General features: G+C 61.0%; 14 protein-coding genes. 13 read left to right on the top strand and 1 reads right to left on the bottom strand.

The features are described from left to right. Positions 1–79 precede the first annotated feature (79 nt). The 7 genes from FKV68_RS31660 to FKV68_RS31630 all read left to right on the top strand — a co-directional run bounded on the left by FKV68_RS31660 (position 80) and on the right by FKV68_RS31630 (position 9751). A complete protein-coding gene (locus FKV68_RS31660) occupies positions 80–1975 on the top strand; it encodes an ABC transporter ATP-binding protein (RefSeq protein ID WP_180942847.1) in 1896 nt (631 codons plus the stop codon). Beyond that, positions 1972–3873, top strand: coding sequence for an ABC transporter substrate-binding protein (locus FKV68_RS31655; protein ID WP_180942846.1), 1902 nt, complete (start codon positions 1972–1974; stop codon positions 3871–3873). Before FKV68_RS31660 ends, FKV68_RS31655 begins: the two co-directional genes overlap by 4 nt. 1 nt (position 3874) lies before the next feature. Beyond that, positions 3875–4873 (top strand): ABC transporter permease, encoded by a 999-nt coding sequence (locus FKV68_RS31650; RefSeq protein ID WP_180942845.1) that lies wholly within the window; start codon positions 3875–3877, stop codon positions 4871–4873. After that, positions 4870–6045 carry an ABC transporter permease gene (locus FKV68_RS31645; protein WP_180942844.1) on the top strand — a complete coding sequence of 392 codons (1176 nt, stop codon included), beginning with the start codon at positions 4870–4872 and terminating at the stop codon, positions 6043–6045. Before FKV68_RS31650 ends, FKV68_RS31645 begins: the two co-directional genes overlap by 4 nt. Positions 6046–6124: 79 nt before the next feature. Continuing rightward, positions 6125–7339 (top strand): glycosyltransferase family protein, encoded by a 1215-nt coding sequence (locus tag FKV68_RS31640; protein ID WP_180942843.1) that lies wholly within the window; start codon positions 6125–6127, stop codon positions 7337–7339. Positions 7340–7343: 4 nt separating this feature from the next. After that, positions 7344–8591 carry a glycosyltransferase family 4 protein gene (locus tag FKV68_RS31635; RefSeq protein ID WP_180942842.1) on the top strand — a complete coding sequence of 416 codons (1248 nt, stop codon included), beginning with the start codon at positions 7344–7346 and terminating at the stop codon, positions 8589–8591. Continuing rightward, on the top strand, positions 8588–9751 hold the full coding sequence (locus FKV68_RS31630) for a glycosyltransferase family protein (protein ID WP_246452728.1): 1164 nt from the start codon (positions 8588–8590) through the stop codon (positions 9749–9751). Before FKV68_RS31635 ends, FKV68_RS31630 begins: the two co-directional genes overlap by 4 nt. Here FKV68_RS31630 and FKV68_RS31625 read toward each other — a convergent pair. After that, a complete protein-coding gene (locus tag FKV68_RS31625) occupies positions 9729–10397 on the bottom strand; it encodes a class I SAM-dependent methyltransferase (RefSeq protein ID WP_180943985.1) in 669 nt (222 codons plus the stop codon). The genes FKV68_RS31630 and FKV68_RS31625 overlap by 23 nt on opposite strands. Positions 10398–10703: 306 nt before the next feature. On the opposite strand from FKV68_RS31625, the gene FKV68_RS31620 reads away from it, so the two are divergent. From FKV68_RS31620 to glgB, 6 genes are all read left to right on the top strand, one after another. Further along, positions 10704–13415, top strand: coding sequence for an ABC transporter ATP-binding protein (locus FKV68_RS31620; RefSeq protein WP_180942840.1), 2712 nt, complete (start codon positions 10704–10706; stop codon positions 13413–13415). Between the two features lie 93 nt (positions 13416–13508). Next, positions 13509–13973 (top strand): cyclic nucleotide-binding domain-containing protein, encoded by a 465-nt coding sequence (locus FKV68_RS31615; protein WP_180942839.1) that lies wholly within the window; start codon positions 13509–13511, stop codon positions 13971–13973. Between the two features lie 108 nt (positions 13974–14081). Continuing rightward, on the top strand, positions 14082–14831 hold the full coding sequence (locus tag FKV68_RS31610; RefSeq protein WP_180942838.1) for an FkbM family methyltransferase: 750 nt from the start codon (positions 14082–14084) through the stop codon (positions 14829–14831). Positions 14832–15068: 237 nt separating this feature from the next. Beyond that, the gene (locus tag FKV68_RS31605; protein WP_180943984.1) at positions 15069–18317 is read left to right on the top strand and encodes an alpha-1,4-glucan--maltose-1-phosphate maltosyltransferase; all 3249 of its coding nucleotides are present in this window, start codon (positions 15069–15071) and stop codon (positions 18315–18317) included. A 20-nt stretch (positions 18318–18337) separates the two neighbouring features. Beyond that, the gene (gene treS, locus FKV68_RS31600; protein ID WP_245181826.1) at positions 18338–21643 is read left to right on the top strand and encodes a maltose alpha-D-glucosyltransferase; all 3306 of its coding nucleotides are present in this window, start codon (positions 18338–18340) and stop codon (positions 21641–21643) included. Continuing rightward, positions 21640–23847 (top strand): 1,4-alpha-glucan branching protein GlgB, encoded by a 2208-nt coding sequence (gene glgB / locus FKV68_RS31595; RefSeq protein WP_180942836.1) that lies wholly within the window; start codon positions 21640–21642, stop codon positions 23845–23847. The genes treS and glgB overlap by 4 nt, the downstream gene beginning before the upstream one ends. Positions 23848–24372 lie beyond the last annotated feature (525 nt).

The raw sequence follows: 24372 nt of genomic DNA, 5'->3' as shown, positions 1-24372 counted from the left end.
AGAACCAAAGAAGGAGAGCGTCCATGTGCGTTTTGGGACAACGTACGGCGCTCTGGGGTAGTGAGGGAAGCGTGCTGCAATGACATCAGGGGCGGACCTGCTGCGGGTTGAGGGTCTGCGGATCACATTCTCGGTGCTCGGCGGTGAAGTGGAAGCCGTCAGGGGAGCAAATTTCAGGATTCTTCCAGGGAAGGTCACTGCGCTCGTCGGTGAGTCCGGATCCGGCAAGTCGGCGATCAGCCAGGCTATCATGGGCATTTTGCCAAGCGTCGCGAAGGTTGGCGGGCGAGTCCTGTTCAACGACCCGGCGGTCGCGGGCAAGCCTGTCGATCTGCTCTCGCTCGAGCCTGACGGGCGCGACATCCAGGCCATTCGCGGCGCGCGCATCAGCAAGATCTTCCAGGAGCCGATGACCTCGCTGTCGCCGCTCCACACGATCGGGAACCAGATTTCCGAGGTGCTGACGATACATACGGACGCGGATAAGGAAGAGCGGAGAGCGAGGACCGAGCAGCTTCTTGGCTACGTCGGATTCTCCAACCCGCCGCGCGCTTACGACATGTACCCGTTCGAGCTTTCCGGCGGGATGCGCCAGCGCGCGATGATCGCAATGGCGTTGATCTGCCGGCCGGCGCTCCTGATTGCCGATGAGCCGACAACTGCACTCGACGTCACGGTGCAGGCGCAAATTCTGCAGCTCCTGCGCGAGCTTCAAGCCAAGCTCAACATGGCCATGCTGCTGATCACGCACGACCTCGGCGTCGTCGCCAATATGGCCGACGAAGTCGTCGTCATCTATCACGGCGATATCGTCGAGGCGGGGCCGGTCGATGCGATCTTCCGCAACCCGCAGCATCCGTATCTGAAGGGACTGATGGCTGCTGTGCCGCACTTCGACATGAAGCCCGGCGAGCGGTTGAAGGCGCTGCGCGAGGTGCCGGTCAAGGCTGAAAACCTTCTCGGAAATCGACCGGTGCGCAAGACTTCCAACTCCGACGTTCTCATCTCCGTCCGCAACCTGTCGAAAACCTTCACCACCCGCAGCTCGGGTTGGTTCGGCGGCAAGGGCGGCGCTTCCCAGCACCGCGCCGTCGACAACGTCAGCTTCGATATTCGCCGCGGTGAATGCCTCGGCCTCGTCGGCGAAAGCGGCTGCGGCAAGACGACAGTGAGCAAGATCCTGATGCGGGCGGTGACGCCGGATTCAGGATCGATAACCTACAATGACGGTGGCGGAGCGGTCGACGTCCTGAACCTCGAGGGCACGGCGCTGAAGGAGCTGCGCGCGAAAATCCAGATGGTCTTCCAGGACCCGGTCTCGTCGCTGTCGCCGCGCATGACGGTCAAGAACATTCTCAGTGAGCCGCTCGAGATCCACGGGCGTGGAACGGCGAAGTCGCGCATCGAAACCGTTCGCTCGCTGCTTCAGGCCGTCGGCCTCGATCAGCGTTTCATCAACCGCTATCCGCACAGTTTCTCCGGCGGTCAGAGGCAGCGCATCGGCATCGCCCGCGCGCTTGCGCTCGTTCCGGAGCTCTTGATCTGCGACGAGCCCGTTTCGGCGCTCGATGTCTCGGTGCAGGCCCAGATTCTCAACCTTCTCAAGGATTTGCAGAAGGAATTGGGGCTGACGTCGCTTTTCATCTCGCACAATCTGGCGGTGGTGGACTATATGGCGGATCGGATCGCGGTGATGTGCGCCGGACGGATCGTCGAGCTCGCGCCGCGTGAGGCGCTGATGCGCAATCCCGTACACCCCTATACGAAGTCCTTGCTGGCGGCGGTGCCCTATCCCGATCTCGACCGGAAGCTCGATTTCGACGCCCTCCAGGCAAGCGGAGGCTCGGACAAGCGCCGGTGGGGAGCACAGTTCTCGGACGATGGCGAGGAAGACGCCCTCTTTCCTGCAAATCTCGGCGGCGAGCATTTCGTCCTTGCCCGAAAGTCGGTGGATGCAAGGGAGCTACGCCCATGATCACCCGAAGAACCGCGCTGGCGATGCTGGCTTCCACGGTTCTGCCGCCGCGGTTGCTCGCGGCGGGGACCGAGGCTGAGGCGCTCGCGCCGCTGGTCGCGGAAGGTAAGCTGCCTCCGCTCAATGAGCGACTGCCGAAAACGCCGCGCGTGATCAATGTCGCGGCCATGGGGCGCAGGCCCGGCAAGCATGGTGGCGAGATCCGAAGCCTCATCGGCAGCGCCAAGGATATCCGCCTGATGACGGTCAACGGCTATTCCCGGCTGGTCGGCTTCGACGAGCAGCTGAACCTTCAGGCCGACGTTCTCGAAAGCTACGAAACGGTCGAGGACCGCATCTTTACCCTGCGTCTGCGCGAGGGTCATAAGTGGTCGGATGGAACGCCGCTTACGACGGAAGACTTCCGCTACTGCTGGGAGGACGTGCTGCTCAACGAGGACCTCTCTCCGGCGGGCCTCCCGACGGCGCTGGTGATGGATGGCGAGGCGGGCAAGTTCGAGATCGTCGACGACCGGACGGTGCGTTATTCCTGGACAAAGCCGAACCCGGATTTCCTGCAGAAGCTCGCCGCTCCGCAGCCGTTGGTCATCGCCATGCCGTCCGCTTACCTCAAGCAGTTCCACAAGAAGTACCAGGAAGAGGACAAGCTCAAGGCAACGATGAAGGAAGAGCGGGTCAAGAAGTGGAGCCAATTGCACATGCGCATGGCACGCTCCTATCGCCCGGAAAACCCCGACTTGCCGACGCTCGACCCCTGGCGGAACACCACGCCGCTTCCCGCCGAACAGTTCATCTTCGAGCGCAATCCGTATTTCCACCGGGTCGACGAAAACGGCCTGCAATTGCCCTACATCGACAAGTTCGTGTTGAACGTCAGCTCCTCATCGCTCATCCCGGCGAAAACCGGCACGGGTGAAAGCGATCTCCAGGCGGCGGGCATCGATTTTGTCGACTACACTTTCCTGAAGGATGCCGAGAAGCGCTATCCGATAACGGTCAAGCTGTGGAAGAAGACGCAGGGGTCGCGTCTGGCGCTGCTTCCCAATCTCAATGCTTCCGATCCGGTATGGCGTCCGCTGCTGCAGGATGTCCGCGTCAGGCGAGCATTGTCGCTGGCGATCGACCGGCGCGAAATCAATATGGCGGTCTTCTACGGCCTGACCAAGGAGAGCGCCGATACGGTGCTGCCGGATAGCCCGCTGTTCCGTCCCGAATTTGCAAGCGCCTGGGTGGCCCACGACCCGGAACAGGCCAACAGCCTGCTCGACGAGGCGGGGCTGGCAAAGCGCGGCGGTGACGGGATTCGCATCCTGCCCGACGGACGGGCGGCGCAAATCGTCGTGGAGACGGCGGGCGAAAGCACGCTCGAAACCGATGTTCTGCAGCTGATAACCGACTACTGGCAGAAGGTCGGCATTTCGCTCTTTATCCGCACCTCCCAGCGCGACACCTTCCGCAGCCGCGCGGTCGGCGGCGAGATCATCATGTCCATGTGGTTCGGCATCGACAACGGCGTTCCGACCGCGGACATGAATCCCGGCCAGCTGGCACCGACGGCGGACGACCAGCTGCAGTGGCCGGTCTGGGGGCTCAATTACCTGTCGCACGGCGAAATGGGAGAGGCGCCGGAGCTGCCGCCTGTGGTCGAGCTTCTTGACCTGCTCAAGCGCTGGCGGCATTCGAGCACCGACGCGGAGCGGACAGAGATCTGGAAATCGATGCTGTCGATCTACACCGATCAGGTCTTCTCGATTGGTCTCGTCAATGCATCGCTGCAGCCGATCGTCGCCTCCACGAAACTTCGCAATGTGCCGGAAAAGGCGCTCTTCGGCTTCGACCCGACGAGCTATTTCGGCGTTTACAATCCCGACACCTTCTGGCTTGAACAGGACACCTGAGATGCTGCGATACATCCTCTGGCGTATTGCGGCGATGGTCCCGACCCTCCTCATTATCTCCGCACTGGTGTTCACCATCATCGAACTGCCGCCGGGAGACTATTTCGAGAGCTACGTCGCCGAGATCAGGGCGCAGGGCGAAGGCGTCAACATGGAGCAGATCGAAGCTCTGCGCAAAGAATACGGCTTCGATCAACCACCGCTGCTGCGCTACATCTATTGGGTCGGAGGCATGCTGCAGGGCGACTTCGGCTATTCGTTCGAATATGAACTGCCGGTGAGCGAAGTCGTCGGAGACCGGTTGTGGCTGACGATCCTTGTCTCCTTCTTCACGATTATTCTGACCTGGATAATAGCCTTTCCGATCGGCATCTACGCCGCGACGCACCAATACAGCTGGGGCGATTACGGGCTGTCGCTGATTGGTCTCATCGGCATCGCCGTGCCCAACTTCATGCTGGCGCTGATTCTCATGTATTTCGCCAATATCTGGTTCGGCACCTCGATCGGCCATCTCATGGACCAGAGATTTCTTTCGGAGCCCATGAGCTGGGCGAAGGCCAGGTCCATGCTCGAGCACATGTGGATACCGGTGATCATCATTGGTGCGGCCGGAACGGCCGGCATGATCCGACGGCTGAGGGCCAACCTGCTCGACGAGCTTCAAAAGCAATATGTCGTCACGGCTCGGGCGAAGGGGCTCTCGCCTACACGGACTTTGCTCAAATATCCGTTGCGCATGGCGCTCAACTTCTTCATCTCCGATATCGGCTCGATCCTGCCGGCAATCATCTCCGGCGCGGAAATCACGGCGATCGTCCTGTCGCTTGAAACGACGGGACCGATGTTGATCAAGGCGCTGCAGAGCCAGGACATGTATCTCGCCGGCTCGTTCCTGATGTTTCTCGCATTTCTCACAGTCATCGGCGTGCTGATATCCGATCTTGCGCTCGCCGTTCTCGATCCCAGAATTCGTCTGCAAGGCAGGAGTACGAAGTGACGTCACCGATTCCGGCGCCCGGCGAACCCCTGCCGCATTATGTGTCGACCGCCCCGTTCGATCCCTATTCCGTCGAGGTGATGACGGAGGAGCAGGTGCGCGTGAACCAGGCGTCGCAGCTGCGACTGATGTGGTGGAAGTTCAAGCGGCACAAGGTGGCGCTCGCCTCCGGCATTTTCCTGGCAGCTCTTTACGTCATGATTCTCTTTTGCGAGTTTCTGGCGCCTTACAACCTGCATACGCGCAACGTAGATTTCATCTACGCGCCGCCGCAGGCTGTCCGTCTTTTCCATGACGGCGCATTGGTCGGCCCCTTCGTCTATGGCCGGACGATGACGCTGGACATGGAGACGCTCAGGCGGAACTATGCCGACGATCCTTCTGACATCCAGCGGATCCGATTCTTCTGCCGGGGCGACACGTATCGTTTCTGGGGACTCTTCGAGAGTAACCTGCATCTCGTCTGTCCTGCCGAGGGCGGACAGCTCTTCCTCCTGGGGACCGACAGGCTCGGACGCGACGTGCTGTCGCGTATCATCTACGGCGCGCGGATCTCACTGACGATCGGCCTTCTCGGCATTACCGTGAGCTTCGTGCTCGGCATCGTCATCGGCGGGCTTGCCGGCTATCACGGCGGCGTTTTCGATCTGTTGGTCCAGAGGTTGATCGAGGTGCTGCAGTCGATTCCAAGCATTCCGCTATGGCTGTCGCTGGCTGCGATCATGCCGGCGACATGGAGTCCGCTGCTCATCTATCTCGGTATCACCGTGATCCTTGGGCTTCTCGATTGGACCGGGCTCGCGCGTGCCGTCCGCTCGAAGCTGCTTGCGCTCCGCGAGGAGGACTATGTGCTGGCGGCGCAACTGATGGGCGCAAGAAGCAGCCGCATTATCGGGCGCCACCTCGTGCCGGGCTTCATGTCCCATCTTATCGCAACGGCGACGATCTCGATTCCCGGCATGATCCTCGGCGAGACTGCGCTGAGCTTCCTCGGGTTGGGCTTGCGTCCGCCGATAACGAGCTGGGGCATCCTTCTGACGGAAGCAAAGAGCGTCAGCGTTATTGCTTTCTATCCCTGGCTGCTGTTTCCGACTATACCAGTCATTCTTGTGATTTTGGCGTTCAACTTCCTGGGAGATGGGTTGCGCGACGCCGCCGATCCCTACAAATAAGGCCGGCACCTCCTTTGACTGCCCGCGGGCGCTGCATCCTGTTGCAGGCCCTTCCAATAATGAGCGAAAGGTTCTTCGCATGGTACGGCGTTTCGAGGATGCCCGGATCCTCATGTACAGCCACGACACTTTCGGCCTCGGTCACCTCAGGCGTTGTCGGACGATCGCGCATGCGCTCGTGGAAGACTACAGCGGGTTGCAGGTCCTGATCATCTCCGGCGCCACGATCGCCGGGGCTTTCGATTATCGTGCACGCGTCGACTTCGTGAAGATTCCGAGTGTCATCAAGCTCAGAAACGGTGAGTACACCTCGCTCGACCGGCATATCGAACTGCACGAGACGCTGAAGATGCGCCAGTCGATCATCCGCTCTACGGCCGAGACGTTCAAGCCGGACATCTTCATCGTCGACAAGGAGCCCATGGGCCTGCGCGGCGAGGTCGAGGATACGCTCACCTACCTGAAGACCCATGGGACGAAGCTGGTGCTCGGGCTTCGGGAGATCATGGACGCACCGCACCTGCTCGAAGTCGAATGGAAGCGCCGCGACACCATGCGCAAGATCGAGCAGTTCTACGATACGATCTGGGTCTACGGCCCCCCGGATTTTTACGATCCGCTGGTGGGCCTTGACGTGCCCGCGGCGGTCCGCGAACGCATGAACTTCGTCGGTTTCCTGCAGCGAAGCGTACCGCATGACGGACTGCCCGATCACAGGCCGGAGGGCGACTATATCCTCGTTACCACCGGTGGCGGCGGCGACGGCGCCGAACTCATTCATGATGTGATCCACGCCTATCAGCAGGATCCCGAATTGACGCACAATGCCCTCGTGGTGCTCGGGCCCTACATGCCGGCCAAGCAGCGCAACAAGCTGATCAAGAAGGGCGGTCGCATTCCTTTCATCAAGATAATCGAGTTCGACAATCGCATGGAGGAGCTGATCGCCGGTGCGCGAGGGGTCGTCTCGATGGGCGGATACAACACCTACTGCGAGATTCTCTCCTTCGACAAACCGGCCCTGATCGTGCCGCGTCTCGAGCCGCGCGAGGAGCAGCTGATCCGGGCGCGACGCGCGTCCGAGCTTGGTCTCGTCCAGATGCTGCTTCCCCATGAAGCCGAGGATCCGCTGCGGTTCGCGGCGGCGTTGAAGGCTTTGCCGGGACGTGCGCCCCCCTCGCGCGCCGCCAATGGCCTGAGGCTTGAAGGCCTTGTCCACATCTCCGAGCTTGTCGGCAGCTGGCTCGATCACAGATCGAAAGAGCACCTGAGCATCGTGAAGCAGACGAGCTGAGCCAGTGTCGCCAAATCGCAAGATTGCCGTCATCCTGAAAGGCTACCCGCGCCTGTCGGAAACCTTCATTGCGCAGGAACTGCTCGGTCTCGAAAGGGCCGGGCACGAACTCGTTCTCGTCGCGCTCCGCCGTCCGACCGATGGCAAGCGTCATCCCGTGCACGACGAAATTCGCGCCGACGTTCACTATTTGCCGGAATATCTGCATGAGGAGCCGTCGCGCGTGCTTCGCGCCGCGCTCCGGTTGATTGCGAAGGCCGGCTTCTGGCGCGCGCTTGGCCCTTTCCTTGCAGATCTCGTGCGCGATCCGTCGCGCAACCGCGTCCGGCGGTTCGGTCAGGCGCTGGTACTGGTCGCCGAGTGGCCGGGCGCGGCGACCTGGCTTCACGCGCATTTCATCCATACGCCCGCTTCGGTAACCGACTATGCCAGCATCATCGCAGGCATCCCGTGGACCTGCTCCGCGCATGCGAAGGACATCTGGACGTCGTCCAACTGGGAGCTTTCCGGAAAGCTCGACCGTGCCCGCTGGACCGTTACCTGTACGCGCAGCGGCTTTGAGCACCTGCAAACCCTGACGCCAGAGAAAGCCCGGGTGCATCTGAGCTACCACGGCCTCGATCTCGACCGCTTCCCGGTCTTTGGCGGCGATCACTCCCGCCGCGACGGCTCCGACCCGGCCGATCCCGTCAGAATTGTCAGCGTCGGACGCGCCGTCACCAAGAAGGGCTACGACGTCCTGCTGAGGGCGCTGTCGCTGATGCCGGACGATCTCAACTGGCGCTTCGATCACATTGGCGCAGGCGAACTGGCCGCCGACCTCAAGAAGCTTGCGACCGAACTTGGTCTTGCCGAACGGATCCACTGGAAGGGAGCGCTCGACCAGACCGACGTGCTGCAGCATTACCGCGACAGCGACGTCTTCGCGCTGGCGTGCCGGGTTGCCGCCAATGGTGATCGCGACGGCTTGCCGAACGTTCTGGTGGAAGCGTCGAGCCAGCGGCTGCCTTGCGTCTCGACATCCGTTTCCGGCGTTCCGGAATTGCTGACGGACCATCAGAACGGTCTCCTCGTGCCGCCCGACGACCCGCGGGCGCTTGCCCTGGCGCTCGAACAGCTGATGCGCGATCCCGATCTCAGGCGGCGGCTCGGCGATGCTGCCGAACAGCGCGTTCGCGCCGAGTTCGACCATCATTCGAGTGTCAGCCAACTGATAGGGCTCTTTCAAAGCGAGTGGAGCAAGGCCTCGTGAGCAAGCGTCGCGTCTTCTTTTACGTGCAGCATCTGCTTGGCATCGGGCATCTGGCGCGGGCAAGCCGCATCGCGAAGGCGTTGTCCGTCGACGGGTTCGATGTAACGATGGTAACGGGCGGCGCACCCGTCCCCGGGTTTCCGGGCGAGGGCCTGGCGACGATCGCGCTGCCGCCCGTAACGGCCGGGGACAAGGGCTTTTCGGGTCTCAGCGATGCCGACGGCAATCCGGTCACGGATGCATTCCAGCAGCATCGCAAGGACCTGTTGATCGAAGCGCTGCATGCCTCGAAGCCTGACGTCGTCATCATCGAGGCCTTCCCGTTCGGCCGCAGGCAGATGCGCTTCGAATTGCTGCCGCTGCTCGATGCCATCGCGGCAATGGAGCGGCGGCCGCTGGTGGCGACTTCGCTGCGCGATATTCTGCAGGAACGGGTCAAACCAGGCCGTGCCGAGGAGACTGTGGAACTGGTCAAGGCGCATTTCGATCTTGTGCTCGTCCACGGCGATCCGGCCTTTGCCCGTCTCGAGGAAACCTTCCCCCTTGCGGGCGAGATCGCCCAAAAGATTGCCTACACGGGTCTCGTCGCCCCACCGCCGCCGGCTGAAGCGAATGAGAAATTCGACATCGTGGTGTCGGCGGGTGGGGGTGCTGTCGGTAAGGATCTGATCAGTGCGGCACTTGGGGCCGCAACGGTGCTGCCGAAGACGCTTCGCTGGTGCCTCATAACCGGGCCCAACCTGCCGCAGAGCGATTTCGATGCTCTCGCCGCCGCGGCGCCCGACGGGGTCAGCCTCTTCCGCTTTCGCCAGGATTTTGCAGGCCTGCTCGCGGGCGCCAGGCTTTCCGTCTCGCAGGCAGGTTACAACACCGTGTGCGACATTCTTCGCGCCCGCTGCGGCTCGCTGCTCATTCCCTTCACCGCGGGCGGTGAAACCGAGCAGAGCACACGCGCGGCACGGCTTGAAAGGCTCGGCCTTGCGGGCGTTCTGCCGGAAGAAGGCATCACGTCCAAACGCCTCGCACGGGACATAGAGGCGATGCTGGTCCGGCCAAAGCCGGAGATTCCGCCGCTCGATCTCAGCGGCGCTGCCAGGACGGCGACGATCCTCAGGGAAGAGCTGCAGCAGCGGGAGTTCAGACCGTCCCGATCAGCATGAAGCGGTTGTATTTCTTCATCGGCAACGCGCCTGCGAAATCGAGCTTCGCAAGGCCGGCCCGCGTCTGGAATTCCTCGAGCGAGGAGACGCAGCTTATATGCGTCGGCTCGCTGAAATAGTCGTTTGACTGAAGCAGGACGCGGGTGCCCGAAGGAAGGAGCTCAAGCCAGCGCTTGAGATCACCAATGTGTTCGCAACTCGTGTTGACGATCAGGTCGGCTCCGATTGTCCGATAGTCGAGCGCATACATGTCCGCCGTGATGGCGCGGAAACGGTCACCATGCGCCGAATTGAGCGTGCGTGCGACCTCCTCCACGGCAGGATCGATGTCGTAGCTGTCGATGGCGCCGATGCTGAAGCGCGCGTCTTCGAAAAGCATCGCGGCCAGAATGCCGTACCATCCGCCAAGCACTGCGATTCGGTCGAAAGCCGAACCGGCGCTTTCGAGCAGCTTGTCACGTGCCCAGATCTTGCAGCCGACCTGCTTGTAGTTGAACGCGTTGGCGATGTCCGCATCCCGGTGTTTGGCGATCACCATGCCTATGCCCGCCACGACGGCGCTGCCGGAATAGGCGGCAATCCCGCGGACGAGATCATAGGCGTTCTCGTGCCAATCTTCGGGGGGCGTATGGGTGGCATGCATCATGAGGCTGTTGTAAGCTGACGGGTAGGCGAGTGCAAGCCACGCGCGAGTATGCCTCAAGCCGAGGATGCTCGCCACGTCTGCAAGGAACCGTCGGGCCTTGCCGAAGGGGCGATCTGTTCGAGGATGTTATTCGTGGTTCGTGTCCGCTTGACATGGGGCAGGTGTCTGCTCTCATGCCAGGCAGTCACGATTTCGTGGATCAAGCGCGAGTCCATTGACGATTTGATGGACTGAAACCATTTGCGACAGGGGTCCGTCGGCCGGATCGGCGATCCTGTATTTTAAGTTAGGTCACATTGCCAGAACATGGAAGCACGTCTTTCCCGCTACATCTGGACTCACACGAGCAAGCAGCAGCTTTGGATCCTGCTGGTCGTTGCGCTGTCGATGGTCCCTTATTTTCTGTCCTTCGATCTCCCCAAACAGATCGTCAACGGACCGATTCAGGGCGAGGGTTTCGAAGGTCCCGAGGCGACTCAGGCCTTCCTGCCGATTTCCTTCAACCTGCCAGGTTTCGGCGAGGTCAATCTGTTCTCGGGCTTTCAACTTGAGCGAGAGGGAATGCTGCTTGCCCTCAGCCTTGTCTTCCTGCTGCTCGTCATCATCAACGGACTCTTCAAGTTCTACATCAATACCTACAAGGGCCGGCTCGGCGAGCGCCTCCTGCGGCGCATCCGCTTCGAACTCGTCGACCGCGTGCTGCGCTTCCCGCCGAGCCACTTCAAGCGCGTGAAGCCCGCTGAAATCTCGACCATGATCAAGGACGAGGTCGAGCCTCTTGGCGGGTTCACCGGCGACGCCTTCGTGCAACCGGCGCTCCTCGGCGGCCAAGCTTTGACGGCGCTGGTTTTCATCCTGCTCCAGAGCCTGTGGCTGGGTCTCGTGGCGGCCTTCATAGTCGCGATACAGGCGGTGATCATTCCACGTATGCGCCGGCGCCTGATCGTTCTCGGGCGCGAACGCCAGCTGACGGCGCGCGAATTGTCCGGGCGCGTCAGCGAGATCGTTGACGGCATCGGGACCATTCGCGGGCACGACACGTCCAACTATGAAAGAGCCGACATAGCCGCCCGGCTCGGCCGCATATTCAAGATCCGCTACGACCTCTATCAGTGGAAGTTCCTGGTCAAGTTCCTGAACAACTTCCTGGCGCAGGTCACCCCATTCCTGTTCTATTCGATCGGCGGCTACTTCGCGCTCCAGGGCCGGCTCGATATCGGCCAGCTCGTTGCGGTGATCGGTGCCTACAAGGACCTGCCGGGACCGCTGAAAGAACTCATCGATTGGGATCAGGCGCGTCAGGATGTGCAGGTCAAATATGCGCAGGTCGTCGAGCAGTTCAGCGTCGAGCCGCTGATCGATCCGAGCGTCCAGGCGATCGCGGTAACCTCCGTGGCGCCGATCACCGGGGCTCTTGCGGCCGTCAATCTTTCCGTGTCCGATGACGGCGGTTCGAAGGTCGTGGAACACGTGTCGCTGCAGGTGCGTCCCGGCGAAGCCGTCGCGATCACGGGCGGCTCTACCGGCGGAGGAGAGGCACTCGCTGAGGCCTTCGGGCGGCTGACGTGGCCCGAAACCGGCAGGATCGTCGTCGGCGACGACGATATCCACGACCTGCCGGAATCGCTCGTCGGACGGCGAATCTCCTACGCCTCGTCGGAGGTCTACATCTTCCACGGGAGTCTGGGCGACAATCTGCTTTACGGCCTCAAGCACGCGCCGCTCACTGAGGTGGTTTACGAGGGCGACAAGGCTGCCCACCGTCGGTGGGAATTGCTGGAAGCAAAACTTGCCGGCAATCCCTCGCTCGATGTCAACAGTGACTGGATCGATTACGGGGCCGCAGGTGCGACCGGCCCGGATGATCTCTTCGCAAAAGTCAGAGAGGTGCTCGACACGGTGCTTCTCACAAACGACATCATGGCGCTTGCCGTCCGCTCGACCATCAATCCCGCGCAACACGAAGCTTTTGCGGGCGAAATCGTGGACTTGCGCGGGGCCCTTCGCAGGCGCCTCGAGGCCGAGAAACTCAGCGATCTGGTCGTGTTTTTCGAGCCTGGCTCCTACAATGTCGAGGCGACGGTCGGCGAAAACCTGCTGTTCGGGACGGTGACCGATCAGGCACGGTGGGAAAATGCACTTGAAAGCCACCCGTTCTTCAAGACGGTTCTGAAAAGGGCCGGCCTGCACGAGACCTTCTACCAGATGGGGCTGGAAATCGCCGGCAACGTCGTCGAACTGTTCCGCGATCTGCCTCCCGACCACCCGTTCTTCCAGCAACTCACCTTCATGGCGGCGGAAGAGATCCCGGTCTATGAAGCGCTTCTCCAGAAGGTGAGGGGACGGGCAATCGACGACGTTTCCGAGGATGATGCCATCAAGATCATCCGGCTGTGCTTCGGCTATATCGAGCCACGCCATCGCTTCGGTCTGCTGTCCGAAGATTTGATGTCTCAGATCGTCGAGGCGCGGCGCGAGTTCAGCGAAGGCCTGCCCGAGGATCTCGTCGGTATCATCGAGCACTATCAGCCGAACCGTTATATCGCATCGGCCAGCATCATCGATAACGTGCTCTTCGGCCGTATCGGCCACCGCCACACCGACGGCTCCGAGAGGATCCGCGCGATCGTGCGCGATCTCTTCGAGTCGCTCGGACTTTACAACGATGTGCTTGCCTTCGGACTCGACTTCAACGTCGGCGCCGGCGGCAAGCGGCTGACGGCTGGCCAGCGGCAGAAGCTCAATTTTGCGCGTGCATTGATCCGCATGTCCGATTTCTACATCTTCAATCAGCCGCTGCTCGCTCTCGACCAGCGTGCACAGGAGCAGATCACCCGCAACGCCTTCGCATTCTTGAGACAGGAGGATCGCAAACCGGCAATCGTCTGGGTTCTCGCCAATCCGGCTCTCTCCGAGTTGTTCGACCGGCAGGCGCACTTCGAAAACGGCCATCTCATGAGTGACGAAGCTGTGGAAACAGCTGCGAAAGACAGCGACTACAAGGAACTGGCATCTTGATGTAATATTAATGTGAGGGCGCAAGCATATTTTCCCGTTCGCACGGGGAGGGAGGTGCTTATGCTCGCGACACACTCGGAGAAACGGACTGTCATGCTCCTAAAAGACGAAGTGGAAATGCTGCGCCGGATCACACTGTTTTCCGGCTTGCCGCCAGCCAAGCTCAAACTTCTGGCATTCACCTCCGACAGGGTAATGTACAGCGCGGGAGAAAATCTGTTTCATCAGGGCGATATCGGCGATGCGGCTTACGTGATCCTCTCCGGGAGAGCCGATGTCTTGGTTGCGACGCCAACCGGGCAATTGAAGGTCGCCGAGGTAGAGCAGAATTCGATCGTCGGCGAGATCGCCATTCTCTGCAACACGCCCCGCACAGCGACGGTCAAGACCAGCACGGCGCTTGAGGCGTTGCGCATTCGCAAGGACGATTTCCTGAAATTGCTGGCGGACTTCCCGGAGATGGCGGTGGAAATCATGCGCGTGCTCGCCGATCGTCTCAGCCAGACAACCTCCGAACTCACCGAAGCGCGCAGCCGCGCCCAGCGGGCAGAGGCGTAAGCGCTATTGGGCCGTTAACCTCACGCCGGGCGGTGTTGCCCTAACACTTTGTTTACCCGCGTTCCGAGCCGCTTCACACGCCGCCCCGAAATGCACTAAAGAGGCGCGATGCGTGCGATAACCTATTTTCAGAAAACCGTTTATTTCCCCGACAAGCCGGAGAAGGCGCGCTTCTTTGCCCGACTGCAAGGCGGACAATGGGAGCCCGGCACATTTCGCAACATCGAGCGACTCGTCGACGCTACGACCACCTTCATCGACATCGGCGGCTGGATCGGCGTAACGCCCTACTGGGCGGCGCAGATCGCCGACAACGTCATTACCGTCGAGCCTGATCCGGTGTGCTACGAGATCCTCACCGAGATGCAGCGCGAGAATGCGGGCGACGTGAAGCTCCTCAACGCGGCGCTTTCAGAGGACCAATGCCTGGTGCTGCACTCGGTCGGCGGCGGTTTCGGCAGTTCCGAAACCTCTGCGCTGATTGCCGACGACACCGGCCTGGCGATCACGGCGCAAACGGTCACCATCGCGAGCCTTCAGGAAATGGCACGGACGGAGCGACTCTGCTTCAAGATCGACATCGAAGGCTACGAATATAAGGCGCTGGACCAGTTTCGGGCGATCGACCGCAAGAGAACCGCGGGCGTCCTGCTCGCGGTTCATCCGCAGATACTTGCCGCCTCGCTCTCCGGTCCGCCTTTGGTCCGCGCGCTTCGAACGATCTCCGCTACGGTGCGCCTCATCCGGAGCTTTCGCGGCTTCAGGCTCGAAAATCGGTCCGCCATTTGGGCGGCGATCCGCAAGTCGGTATCCCGGCGTGAGTTCAGGGGCTTCGATCTGCTTTTCGTTGAGAAATGATCCTCCTGCCGGGCCGCGCGTCTAATTAGACGCGCGGCGCTGTTGGGGCAGGTTTTTGGGTGGCGGGCTCTGCCGCCCTGGCGAGGGCTAAGCCTCGGTAACGAGAGGCCGACATGCTCCGAGAAATCCCTCCATTATCTTGATCGTCGCGGCTCAGTTTGTGGCCGTTTAAAGGAACAAGGACGGTCGCCTCACCGTTAGACAGGGAAATCCTGCGGCGAGGCACACCCGATGAACATGCGCTCCCAAGTCGCTCCGCGAATCTCGCTTTCGCGATTGCCACCGCGGATTTACTACGTGCATCCTTTGGTGCTGAAGGGGCTCGACGCGTGGAGAGAGGTCTTCACGCATGCGAAAGACCTTGGTTTTGATACAGTCCTGGCGGCGCCTCTTTTTGAACGTGGCCACTATGCCAGTGTCTTCGTCACCAGGAACTTCGATCAGCTCGATCCGGACCTGGAACTGGGTCGATCTGTAGAGGATGGCGTCAAGGCGCTGGTAGAGGCGGCTCGGGAAAATGATCTTGAATTAATGCTCGACCTCGTCGTGGATCGGGTGGCCGTCGATGACAAGCCTGCCAGTTCCATCATCGCCGACCCGCGCGTGGCACCGCAGGAAAGCCGTAGCCGTCCCGTCGATTTCAGGGGCGAAGCCAGGTACATTGAAGACTGGCGCAACCGCATGACTCGGCTCACGGGCCTCGGCATTGCTGGTTTTCGCTGCTTGGGCATCGGTCGCCTGGCGCCGGAGGCCTGGTGCGACCTTATCGTCGCGACCCGTAAGTCGGCGCCAGAAACGACCTTTCTTGCGTGGACGCCTGGCAGCGCCTTCGAAGACCGAAAGGCTCTCGACGGGACAGGGTTTGACGGCAGCTTCTCCTCGCTTGCCTGGTGGAACCTGGAGGAACGGTGGATCACGGATGAATACCAGATCCAGCGCCAGATCGGATATCAGGTTACCTTCCCGGAGGCGCCGTTCGGTAAACGGATCGCTCACGGCACCGACGGTTGTGAGGTGCTGCAGCGTAAGGCTGTCCGCGCGCTGAAGCTTGCTTCTACATTTGCCAGCGGGCTGATGATTCCAATGGGGTTCGAATACGGTGCTGCCACGCCGCTCGATCCGACTTATGGCGATGGAACCGGCCTGCTTGGCCTTCGTAAACAGGGCTCGTTCGATCTTTCCGATGATATCCGCGCCGTGAACGGCTGGACCAACAAGACGGCCGCCGGCTTCGCGCGGCAGCCGCTCAAGCTCATCTCCGCCAGCCAGACTCCGGCCGTCGCTCTGATGCAGACGGACGAGGAGGACGTTCGCGCCTCGCAGAAAATCCGCGTCGTTGTCCTCAACCGCGACCTGCGGCGCGTCGTCAATGCACCGTTCAACGTCTTGCGGGAGGCGGCGTCGCTGTTCCTTCCGCTCGTCAATCCGCAGGCCGAAAGCGAGGTTTTTGACGCCCGTCTCAAGCTGAAGCCAGGCGAGTTGCGCGTTTTCGAAGGACAGGCATCCGTACCGATCGTCGATACGGTTCCGGTACCCGATGCCAGCGAGGCCGCCGCGTCTCCGAGATTGGCAATCGAGAAGATCACGCCCGCGGTCGATGACGGTCGTTTTGTCGTCAAGCGCGTTGTCGGCCAGACAGTGAAGGTCGAGGCAGATATTTTCGGCGACGGCCACGACCCCCTTTCGGCTGTCTTGCTCTGGCGGGCGATCGACGAAAGCAGCTGGAACGAAGCGCACATGGAGCTGATCCAAAATGATCGCTGGTGTGCGGAATTCACGCCCAAGCGCCTGGGCCGGCACGAGTTCGCGGTCGAAGCCTGGCGCAGTCCCTTTCAGATCTTCCGCTACGAGTTCGTCAAGAAGCACGAGGCGCGGCTCGATCTCAGGCTCGAAATCCAGGAGGGCATCAACTTCGTGCTGGATGCGCTCGATTACGCGGAAGGCCGGGTCAAGACGCAGCTCAAAACGCTTTTCGACAAGCTGACGGCGGCGCAGGATGCCCAACGTACCGAAATCCTGCTGGCGACAGAAACAGCCGAGCTAATGGCGACGGCAGATCGACGCCCCCATCGTCTCCGGTCGCAGACTATCCCTCTTGATGCAGAGCGTCCGGCCGCCGCCTTCGCAAGCTGGTACCAGATTTTCCCACGCTCACAGAGCGGCGATCCGGCCCGCCACGGCACATTCGACGACGTCATCAAACGGCTCCCGGCCATTCGCGCCATGGGCTTCGACGTGCTCTATTTCCCGCCGATTCATCCAATCGGCACGACAAATCGCAAGGGCAGGAACAACAGCCTACGCGCGGCGCCGGAGGATCCAGGCAGCCCCTATGCTATCGGTTCGGCGGATGGCGGTCACGACGCGATCCATCCTGACCTTGGCACGTTCGAAGATTTTCGACGCTTGGTGGATGCCGGCAAGCAAGAGGGCCTGGAGATAGCGCTCGACCTCGCCATCCAGTGCTCGCCCGACCACCCGTGGCTGAAGCAGCATCCGGGCTGGTTCGACTGGCGACCGGACGGAACCATCCGTTACGCGGAAAATCCGCCGAAAAAATACGAAGACATCGTCAATGTGGACTTCTACAGCTGGGACGCGATTCCGTCGTTATGGATCGAGTTGCGCGATATCGTGCAGATCTGGGTCGACAACGGCGTGAAACTCTTTCGCGTCGATAATCCACACACCAAGCCTTTCCCGTTCTGGGAGTGGCTAATCGCCGATATCCGGTCGCGGCATCCGGACGTCGTCTTCCTGTCGGAAGCTTTCACGAAGCCGAAGGTGATGTATAGGCTCGCCAAGGTCGGCTTTTCTCAATCGTACACCTATTTCACCTGGCGCAACACAAAGTGGGAGCTCGAGCAATATATGCGCGAGATCACCACGCAGGAACCGAAAGAGTTCTTCCGCCCACACTTCTTCGTCAATACGCACGACATCAACCCCGATTTCCTGCAGAACGCCCCGCGTCCGGCCTATCTGATCCGTGCGGTGCTTGCCGCGACGCTGTCGGGACTTTGGGGTGTCTACAATGGTTTCGAACTCTGCGAGGGTCGGCCGGACGCCAAGCGCAAGGAATATGCCGACTCGGAAAAATATGAGATCCGCGCTTGGGACTACGACCGGCCGGGCAATATCAAATCGGAAATCACGATGCTCAACCGGATCCGAAAGGAGAACCCGGCCCTGCACTCGCATCTCGGTCTCCAGCTTCTCACCGCCTGGAACGACAACATCATCTTCTATGAGAGGATCAGTCCCGGGCGTGAGAACGCTTTGCTGATCGCCGTCAACCTCGATCCCTACAATGCTCACGAAGCGGACGTGGAAATCCCGCTCCGGTCATGGAACCTCCCGGACCATGGCACGCTTGACCTCGAAGACCTGATCGCAGGCCACAAGTTCAGTTGGACCGGCAGGGCCCAACACCTGCGGCTCGATCCGCACGCGGGTCTGCCTTTTGCGATCTGGCGCGTGAGATAAGACAGGAGAAACAAATGGACATGGTGACCACAAGCCGCGACCAGGAGGAGGATCAGACCAACCTGCAAGAACCTGATCCCCTGTGGTATAAGGACGCGCTCATCTACCAACTTCACATCAAGTCGTTCTTCGATGCCAATAGCGACGGTATCGGGGACTTCAGGGGCCTTCACGAGAAGCTCGATCATATCGCTTCGCTCGGCGCCAATACCATCTGGCTCTTACCCTTCTTTCCGTCCCCGCGTCGGGACGACGGATACGATATCGCCGATTACACCAATGTCAGCACGGACTACGGAACGGTGGAGGAGTTCAAGTCCTTCGTGGAAGCGGCGCATCAACGCGGCCTCCGGGTAATCATTGAGCTCGTCATCAACCATACGTCCGACCAACACCCATGGTTCCAGCGGGCGCGGCAGGCGTCCCCCGGCTCGCCGGAGCGCGACTTCTACGTCTGGTCGGATACAGATCAGAAGTTCCCCGAGACCCGCATCATCTTCCTCGATACCGAAAAGTCCAACTGGACATGGGATCCAGTCGCCGGCGCTTACTATTGGCACCGGTTCTATTCCCACCAGCCCGACCTCAATTTCGACAATCCCTTGGTAGTCGACGAACTTTTGGGTGTGATGCGCTTCTGGCTGGAAACCGGCATCGACGGTTTCCGGCTCGACGCGATCCCCTACCTGGTGGAACGAGAAGGCACGATCAACGAGAATCTGCCCGAGACGCATGCGATCCTGAAGAAGATCCGCGCGGCCCTTGATTCCACCCATCCAGGCAAAATGCTGCTTGCCGAGGCCAACCAATGGCCGGAGGATACGCGCGACTATTTCGGCGATGGCGATGAATGCCACATGGCCTTCCACTTCCCGCTCATGCCGCGCATGTACATGGCGATAGCCAAGGAGGACCGCTTCCCGATCACCGATATCATGCGGCAGACGCCGGAAATCCCGGAGACGTGCCAATGGGCGATCTTCTTGAGGAACCACGACGAGCTGACGCTGGAGATGGTGACCGACGAGGAACGCGATTACCTCTGGAACATCTATGCCACCGACCGTCGAGCCCGCATCAACCTCGGAATCCGGCGCCGTCTTTCGCCGCTCATGGAGCGCGATCGCCGTCGCGTCGAGCTGATGAACGCGCTGCTGTTTTCCATGCCCGGCACGCCCGTGATCTATTACGGCGATGAGATCGGCATGGGCGACAATATCTATCTCGGCGACCGCGACGGTGTGCGCACGCCCATGCAGTGGTCGCCGGACCGCAGTGGCGGCTTTTCCAAGGCCGATCCGGCACGGCTCGTGCTGCCGCCGATCATGGACCCGCTTTACGGCTATGAGGCAGTCAATGTCGAAGCGCAGGGCGCCGATGCGCATTCGCTGCTCAACTGGACACGGCGGATGTTGGCGCTGCGCAGCAAGCATTCGGCATTCGGGCGTGGCTCCCTAAGGTTCCTCTCGCCCGGCAACAGGAAGATTCTTGCCTATCTGCGTGAATATCGTGACGACACGATCCTCTGCGTTGCGAACCTGTCGCGCCTGCCCCAGGCTGTCGAGCTCGACCTTGCGAACTTTGCCGGCCGCGTCCCCATCGAGTTGACCGGCATGTCGCCATTCCCGCCGATCGGCCAGCTCACTTACATGCTCACTCTGCCCCCCTATGGCTTCTTCTGGTTCCTGCTTGCCCAGGAGGCGGAGGGCCCGGCCTGGCGCGCCGAACCACCGGAACAGATGCAGGACATGGTGACCATGGTGGTGCGTCGCGATCTGCAGGAACTGGTCGACGAGCCACGGCTGTCAGGCACGCTCTCGAACGAGATACTGCCGGCCTATCTTGGTAAACGGCGGTGGTTCGGCGGCAAGGGCGAGACGCTGAGGCATGCCTCGCTTGTCGCCGCCACGCCGCTTCCCTTCGCCCGCGACCTGTCGCTCGGGGAGCTGGAAGCTGAACTCGACGGCCACAAGGACATGTATCTGCTGCCGCTTGCGGTGTCGTGGGATGACAGACAGCCAACGGCGCTTGTGCAACAACTTGCGCTTGCCCGCCTCCGCCAGGGCCGTCGCGTCGGATTCCTGACCGACGGCTTTGCGGTGGAAGAGCTGGCACGCAGCGTCATCCGCGGGCTCCGCGAACGTTCGGTGATCTCCGACCGAGCGGGTACGCTTGAATTCCTCGGGACGGACCAGCTCGACAGCATGAGCATGAATGACGAACTGCCGGTGCGCTGGCTCTCAGCCGAGCAATCCAACAGCTCGCTCATCATCGGCGAGATCGCGATGGTGAAGCTCATCCGCCACGTCCTCCCGGGTGTCCATCCGGAGGTCGAGATGACCCGCTATCTGACGGAAGTCGGATATGGGAACACTGCACAACTGCTCGGCGAGGTCGCACACACGGCGCCGGATGGCCGCCGTAGCACATTGATTGTCGTACAAGGAGCGATCCGCAACCAGGGCGATGCCTGGAACTGGATGCTCGGCAACCTGCGCCGCGCGATCGACGAAGTGATGGTGACCGGTGTCGAAGTAGACATGGCGAATGAGTATTTCAGCCCGCTGGTGCAGTTCGCCGCGACCATCGGCAAGCGGCTCGGCGAATTGCACGTGGCGCTGGCTCAGCCGACCGAAAACGAAGATTTCAAACCGGTGCACATGTCCAACGAGGATGCCAAACGGTGGGGCGATGCTGCGAAGAAACAAATTCAGGAAAGCCTCGCCATTCTCGAGGAGTCCCGGGAGGGTCTTGCCCCTGAGTACGTCCAGCAGACGGGCGCACTGCTCGAAAGACGCGATGAGCTTTTGAGGGCGGCCGGGCATCTTGCGAAGGCCGCGGTTGGCACCTTGATGACCCGCAATCACGGCGACTTCCATCTGGGCCAGGTCCTTGTTGCGGAAGGCGATGCCTATATCATTGATTTCGAGGGCGAACCCGCCCGCGATCTCGCCGAACGCCGCGCCAAGACCAATCCGCTCCGGGATGTGGCAGGGTTGCTGAGATCACTTAGCTATCTTGCGGCGTCCGCCGATCTCGACCGGGAACTCGTAAGCGAGGTGGTTGATCAACGACATGCCGCGCTGGTGGTGCGCTTCATCGAAATGGCGGAACCCGCCTTCCTCGAAGGATACTTCGACGCAGTCGGCAAGACGCGAGAACTCACCTCACGTGCGGTTTCACGCGGTCGCATTCTCGACCTGTTCCTGCTGGAGAAGGCGGCCTACGAGATCGCCTATGAAGCGCACAATCGCCCCACCTGGCTACCCCTGCCGCTTGTCGGCTTCTCGGCCATCGCATCGAGACTGCTGGAGAACGTCGCATGAGATATGAGCGCACAGATCTGATGATCGGCACTGTCGCTGAGGGCCTCCAGGCTCTCGTCGAAGGCCGGCATGGCGATCCCTTTTCGATCCTCGGACATCATCGATATGACGATCTCGACGTCGTAAGGGCCCTGTTGCCAGGCGCGGTCTCCGTGGACGTGGTTGAGGCTGATACCAACCGCACCCTGACGCGGCTGGAGGTGATTCATGCGGGCGGGCTTTTCGCCGGTGCGATCGGGAGCGCGGCACGTTACCTCTTTCGCATCCATTGGCAGGATGCGGTGCAGGAGACGGAGGATCCTTATTCCTTCGGCTTGCTGCTCGGCGACCTCGATCTGCATCTGATCTCTCAGGGCACGCATTACGATCTCGGCCGCACACTGGGCGCCGTTCCGATGGAGGTTGATGGTGTTCAGGGCGTGCGTTTTTCCGTTTGGGCACCCAATGCGCGGCGCGTTTCCGTCGTCGGCGATTTCAACAGTTGGGACGGCCGCCGACATCCGATGCGACTTCGGCCGTCAGCCGGCGTATGGGAAATCTTCATTCCGCGCCTCACGCATGGAGAGCGCTATAAATTCGAGTTGCTCGATGCCCACGGCGATCTTCTGCCTCAAAAAGCGGATCCAGTGGCCCGCGCCAGCGAAGCCGCGCCCTCGACAGCTTCGATCGTCGCCTCGTCGAGACCTTTCCGCTGGAACGACGAGGACTGGATGCGTGCCCGCCGCGCCGACCGGGCGGGCACCGGTGCCATCTCTGTCTACGAGGTACATCCCGGTTCCTGGTTGAGGATCGCTGAGGAGGGAAACCGGCCGCTCGACTGGGTCGAGCTCAGCCAGCGGCTGATACCCTATGCGCGGGATCTCGGCTTCACGCACATCGAATTTCTGCCGATCATGGAACATCCTTTCGGCGGCTCTTGGGGCTACCAGCCGCTCGGCCTTTTTGCTCCCACCGGTCGCTACGGCATGCCGGAGGATTTTGCCTATTTCGTCGACCGCTGCCATGCCGCCGGCATCGGCGTTATCCTCGACTGGGTGCCGGCGCATTTTCCCACCGACGTCTGGGGGCTCGCCCGCTTCGACGGGACCGCGCTCTACGAGCATGAAGATCCGCGCGAGGGCTTCCACAGGGACTGGAACACGCTGATTTACAATCTGGGCCGCAACGAGGTGAAAGGGTTCCTGATTGCCAGCGCACTGGAATGGCTGGAGCATTATCACGTGGATGCGTTGCGCGTGGACGCGGTTGCCTCGATGCTCTACCGGGACTACAGCCGCGAGGAGGGCGAATGGATACCCAATCAATACGGTGGTCGCGAGAACCTTGAAGCAGTGGAGTTCTTCAAGCACTTGAACAGCATCATCCATGAGCGCTGCCCGCATGCCCTTACCGTCGCGGAAGAGTCGACCGCCTGGCCTGGCGTTACCAGGGCGCCCGAGGAGGGCGGCCTCGGCTTTGATTTCAAGTGGAACATGGGCTGGATGCATGACACGCTACACTACATGCAGGACGACCCGGTCCACCGCAAATATCATCACGGCGCGATGACCTTCGGCATGATCTACGCCTATTCCGAACGGTTCATGCTGCCGCTCTCCCACGACGAGGTGGTGCATGGCAAAGGTTCTCTGCTCGGGAAGATGCCCGGCGACCATTGGCAGAGGCTCGCGAATCTGCGCGCTTATTACGGCTTCATGTGGGGACATCCAGGCAAGAAACTGCTCTTCATGGGCGGTGAGCTTGCGCAGGAAGGCGAATGGAGCCATGACGGCTCCGTGCATTGGGACCTGCTTGACCGGCCCGACCATGCGGGCATTCTGCAGTTGATCCGCGATCTCAACAGGCTCTATAACCGAGAACCAGCGCTGCAGTTCAGCGACCTTGAGCCGGGGGGCTTCGAATGGGCGGTCGCCGACGACGCGGAAAACTCCATCTACGGCATGCTCCGCAGTCCGCAAGACCGCTCCTCATATATCTTGATAATATCCAATTTCACGCCAGTTCCGCGGCACGATTATCGCGTTGGCGTGCCGATGGAAGGGCGCTTTGAGGTGGTGCTCAACACCGACGCGGCGATCTATGGAGGATCCGATCTCGGGCAGGTCGAAGCCTGGGCTGAACGCCAGCCGGCGCATGGCAAGGACTTCTCCGTTCTTCTCACCCTGCCGCCGCTCGCCACGGTATTCCTGCGGTGGAAGCGGTAGGGCTTGCTCTTGCCGTTATTGCCGGCGTCGACTTTCGCAAATCGCAAAAACCGGTGGCACCTTGGGGGCGGCGGCCACGCTCATTAGCGCATCCGCCACGCGACCCCAGGCAAGCCTCAACGACGGCTGGCAGCTAGAGCATCGGCCCGAAAATCGGAATCGATTTTCGGAAAGCACGATCCGTAGATTCAAAGACTTACAGCGTCCTTTGTGCGCCTGAAGGACGCACGGCGCTGTAGGTGGTCGGTGTCACGTTCCAAGCCAACGTCGCCGACCTGATCGCGGCTGAGGCATTCAGCGGCTATCGGCCCAAAGCAGAAATTATGGCCGCGCCCGCTAGACTGGAAGGGAAAATCTGCTCTTGGCGCGCGTGGGTACCGAAAAGTGAGACATGAAGCCCCGACGCAGGCATCGCATTGCTTTGCACGAGCCAGTGCTAGAGCATCGGCCCACAACTCGGAAACGATTTTCGGAAAGCGAGGCTTCTAAGGGGGCGGCGACGTTGGTCCGACTGACAGCCCCAAA

The sequence above is a fragment of the Sinorhizobium mexicanum genome (assembly GCF_013488225.1).
Lineage (GTDB): Bacteria > Pseudomonadota > Alphaproteobacteria > Rhizobiales > Rhizobiaceae > Sinorhizobium > Sinorhizobium mexicanum.
Note: the sequence above shows the minus strand (reverse complement) of the source record. Positions and strands in the feature narration are given on the sequence as shown.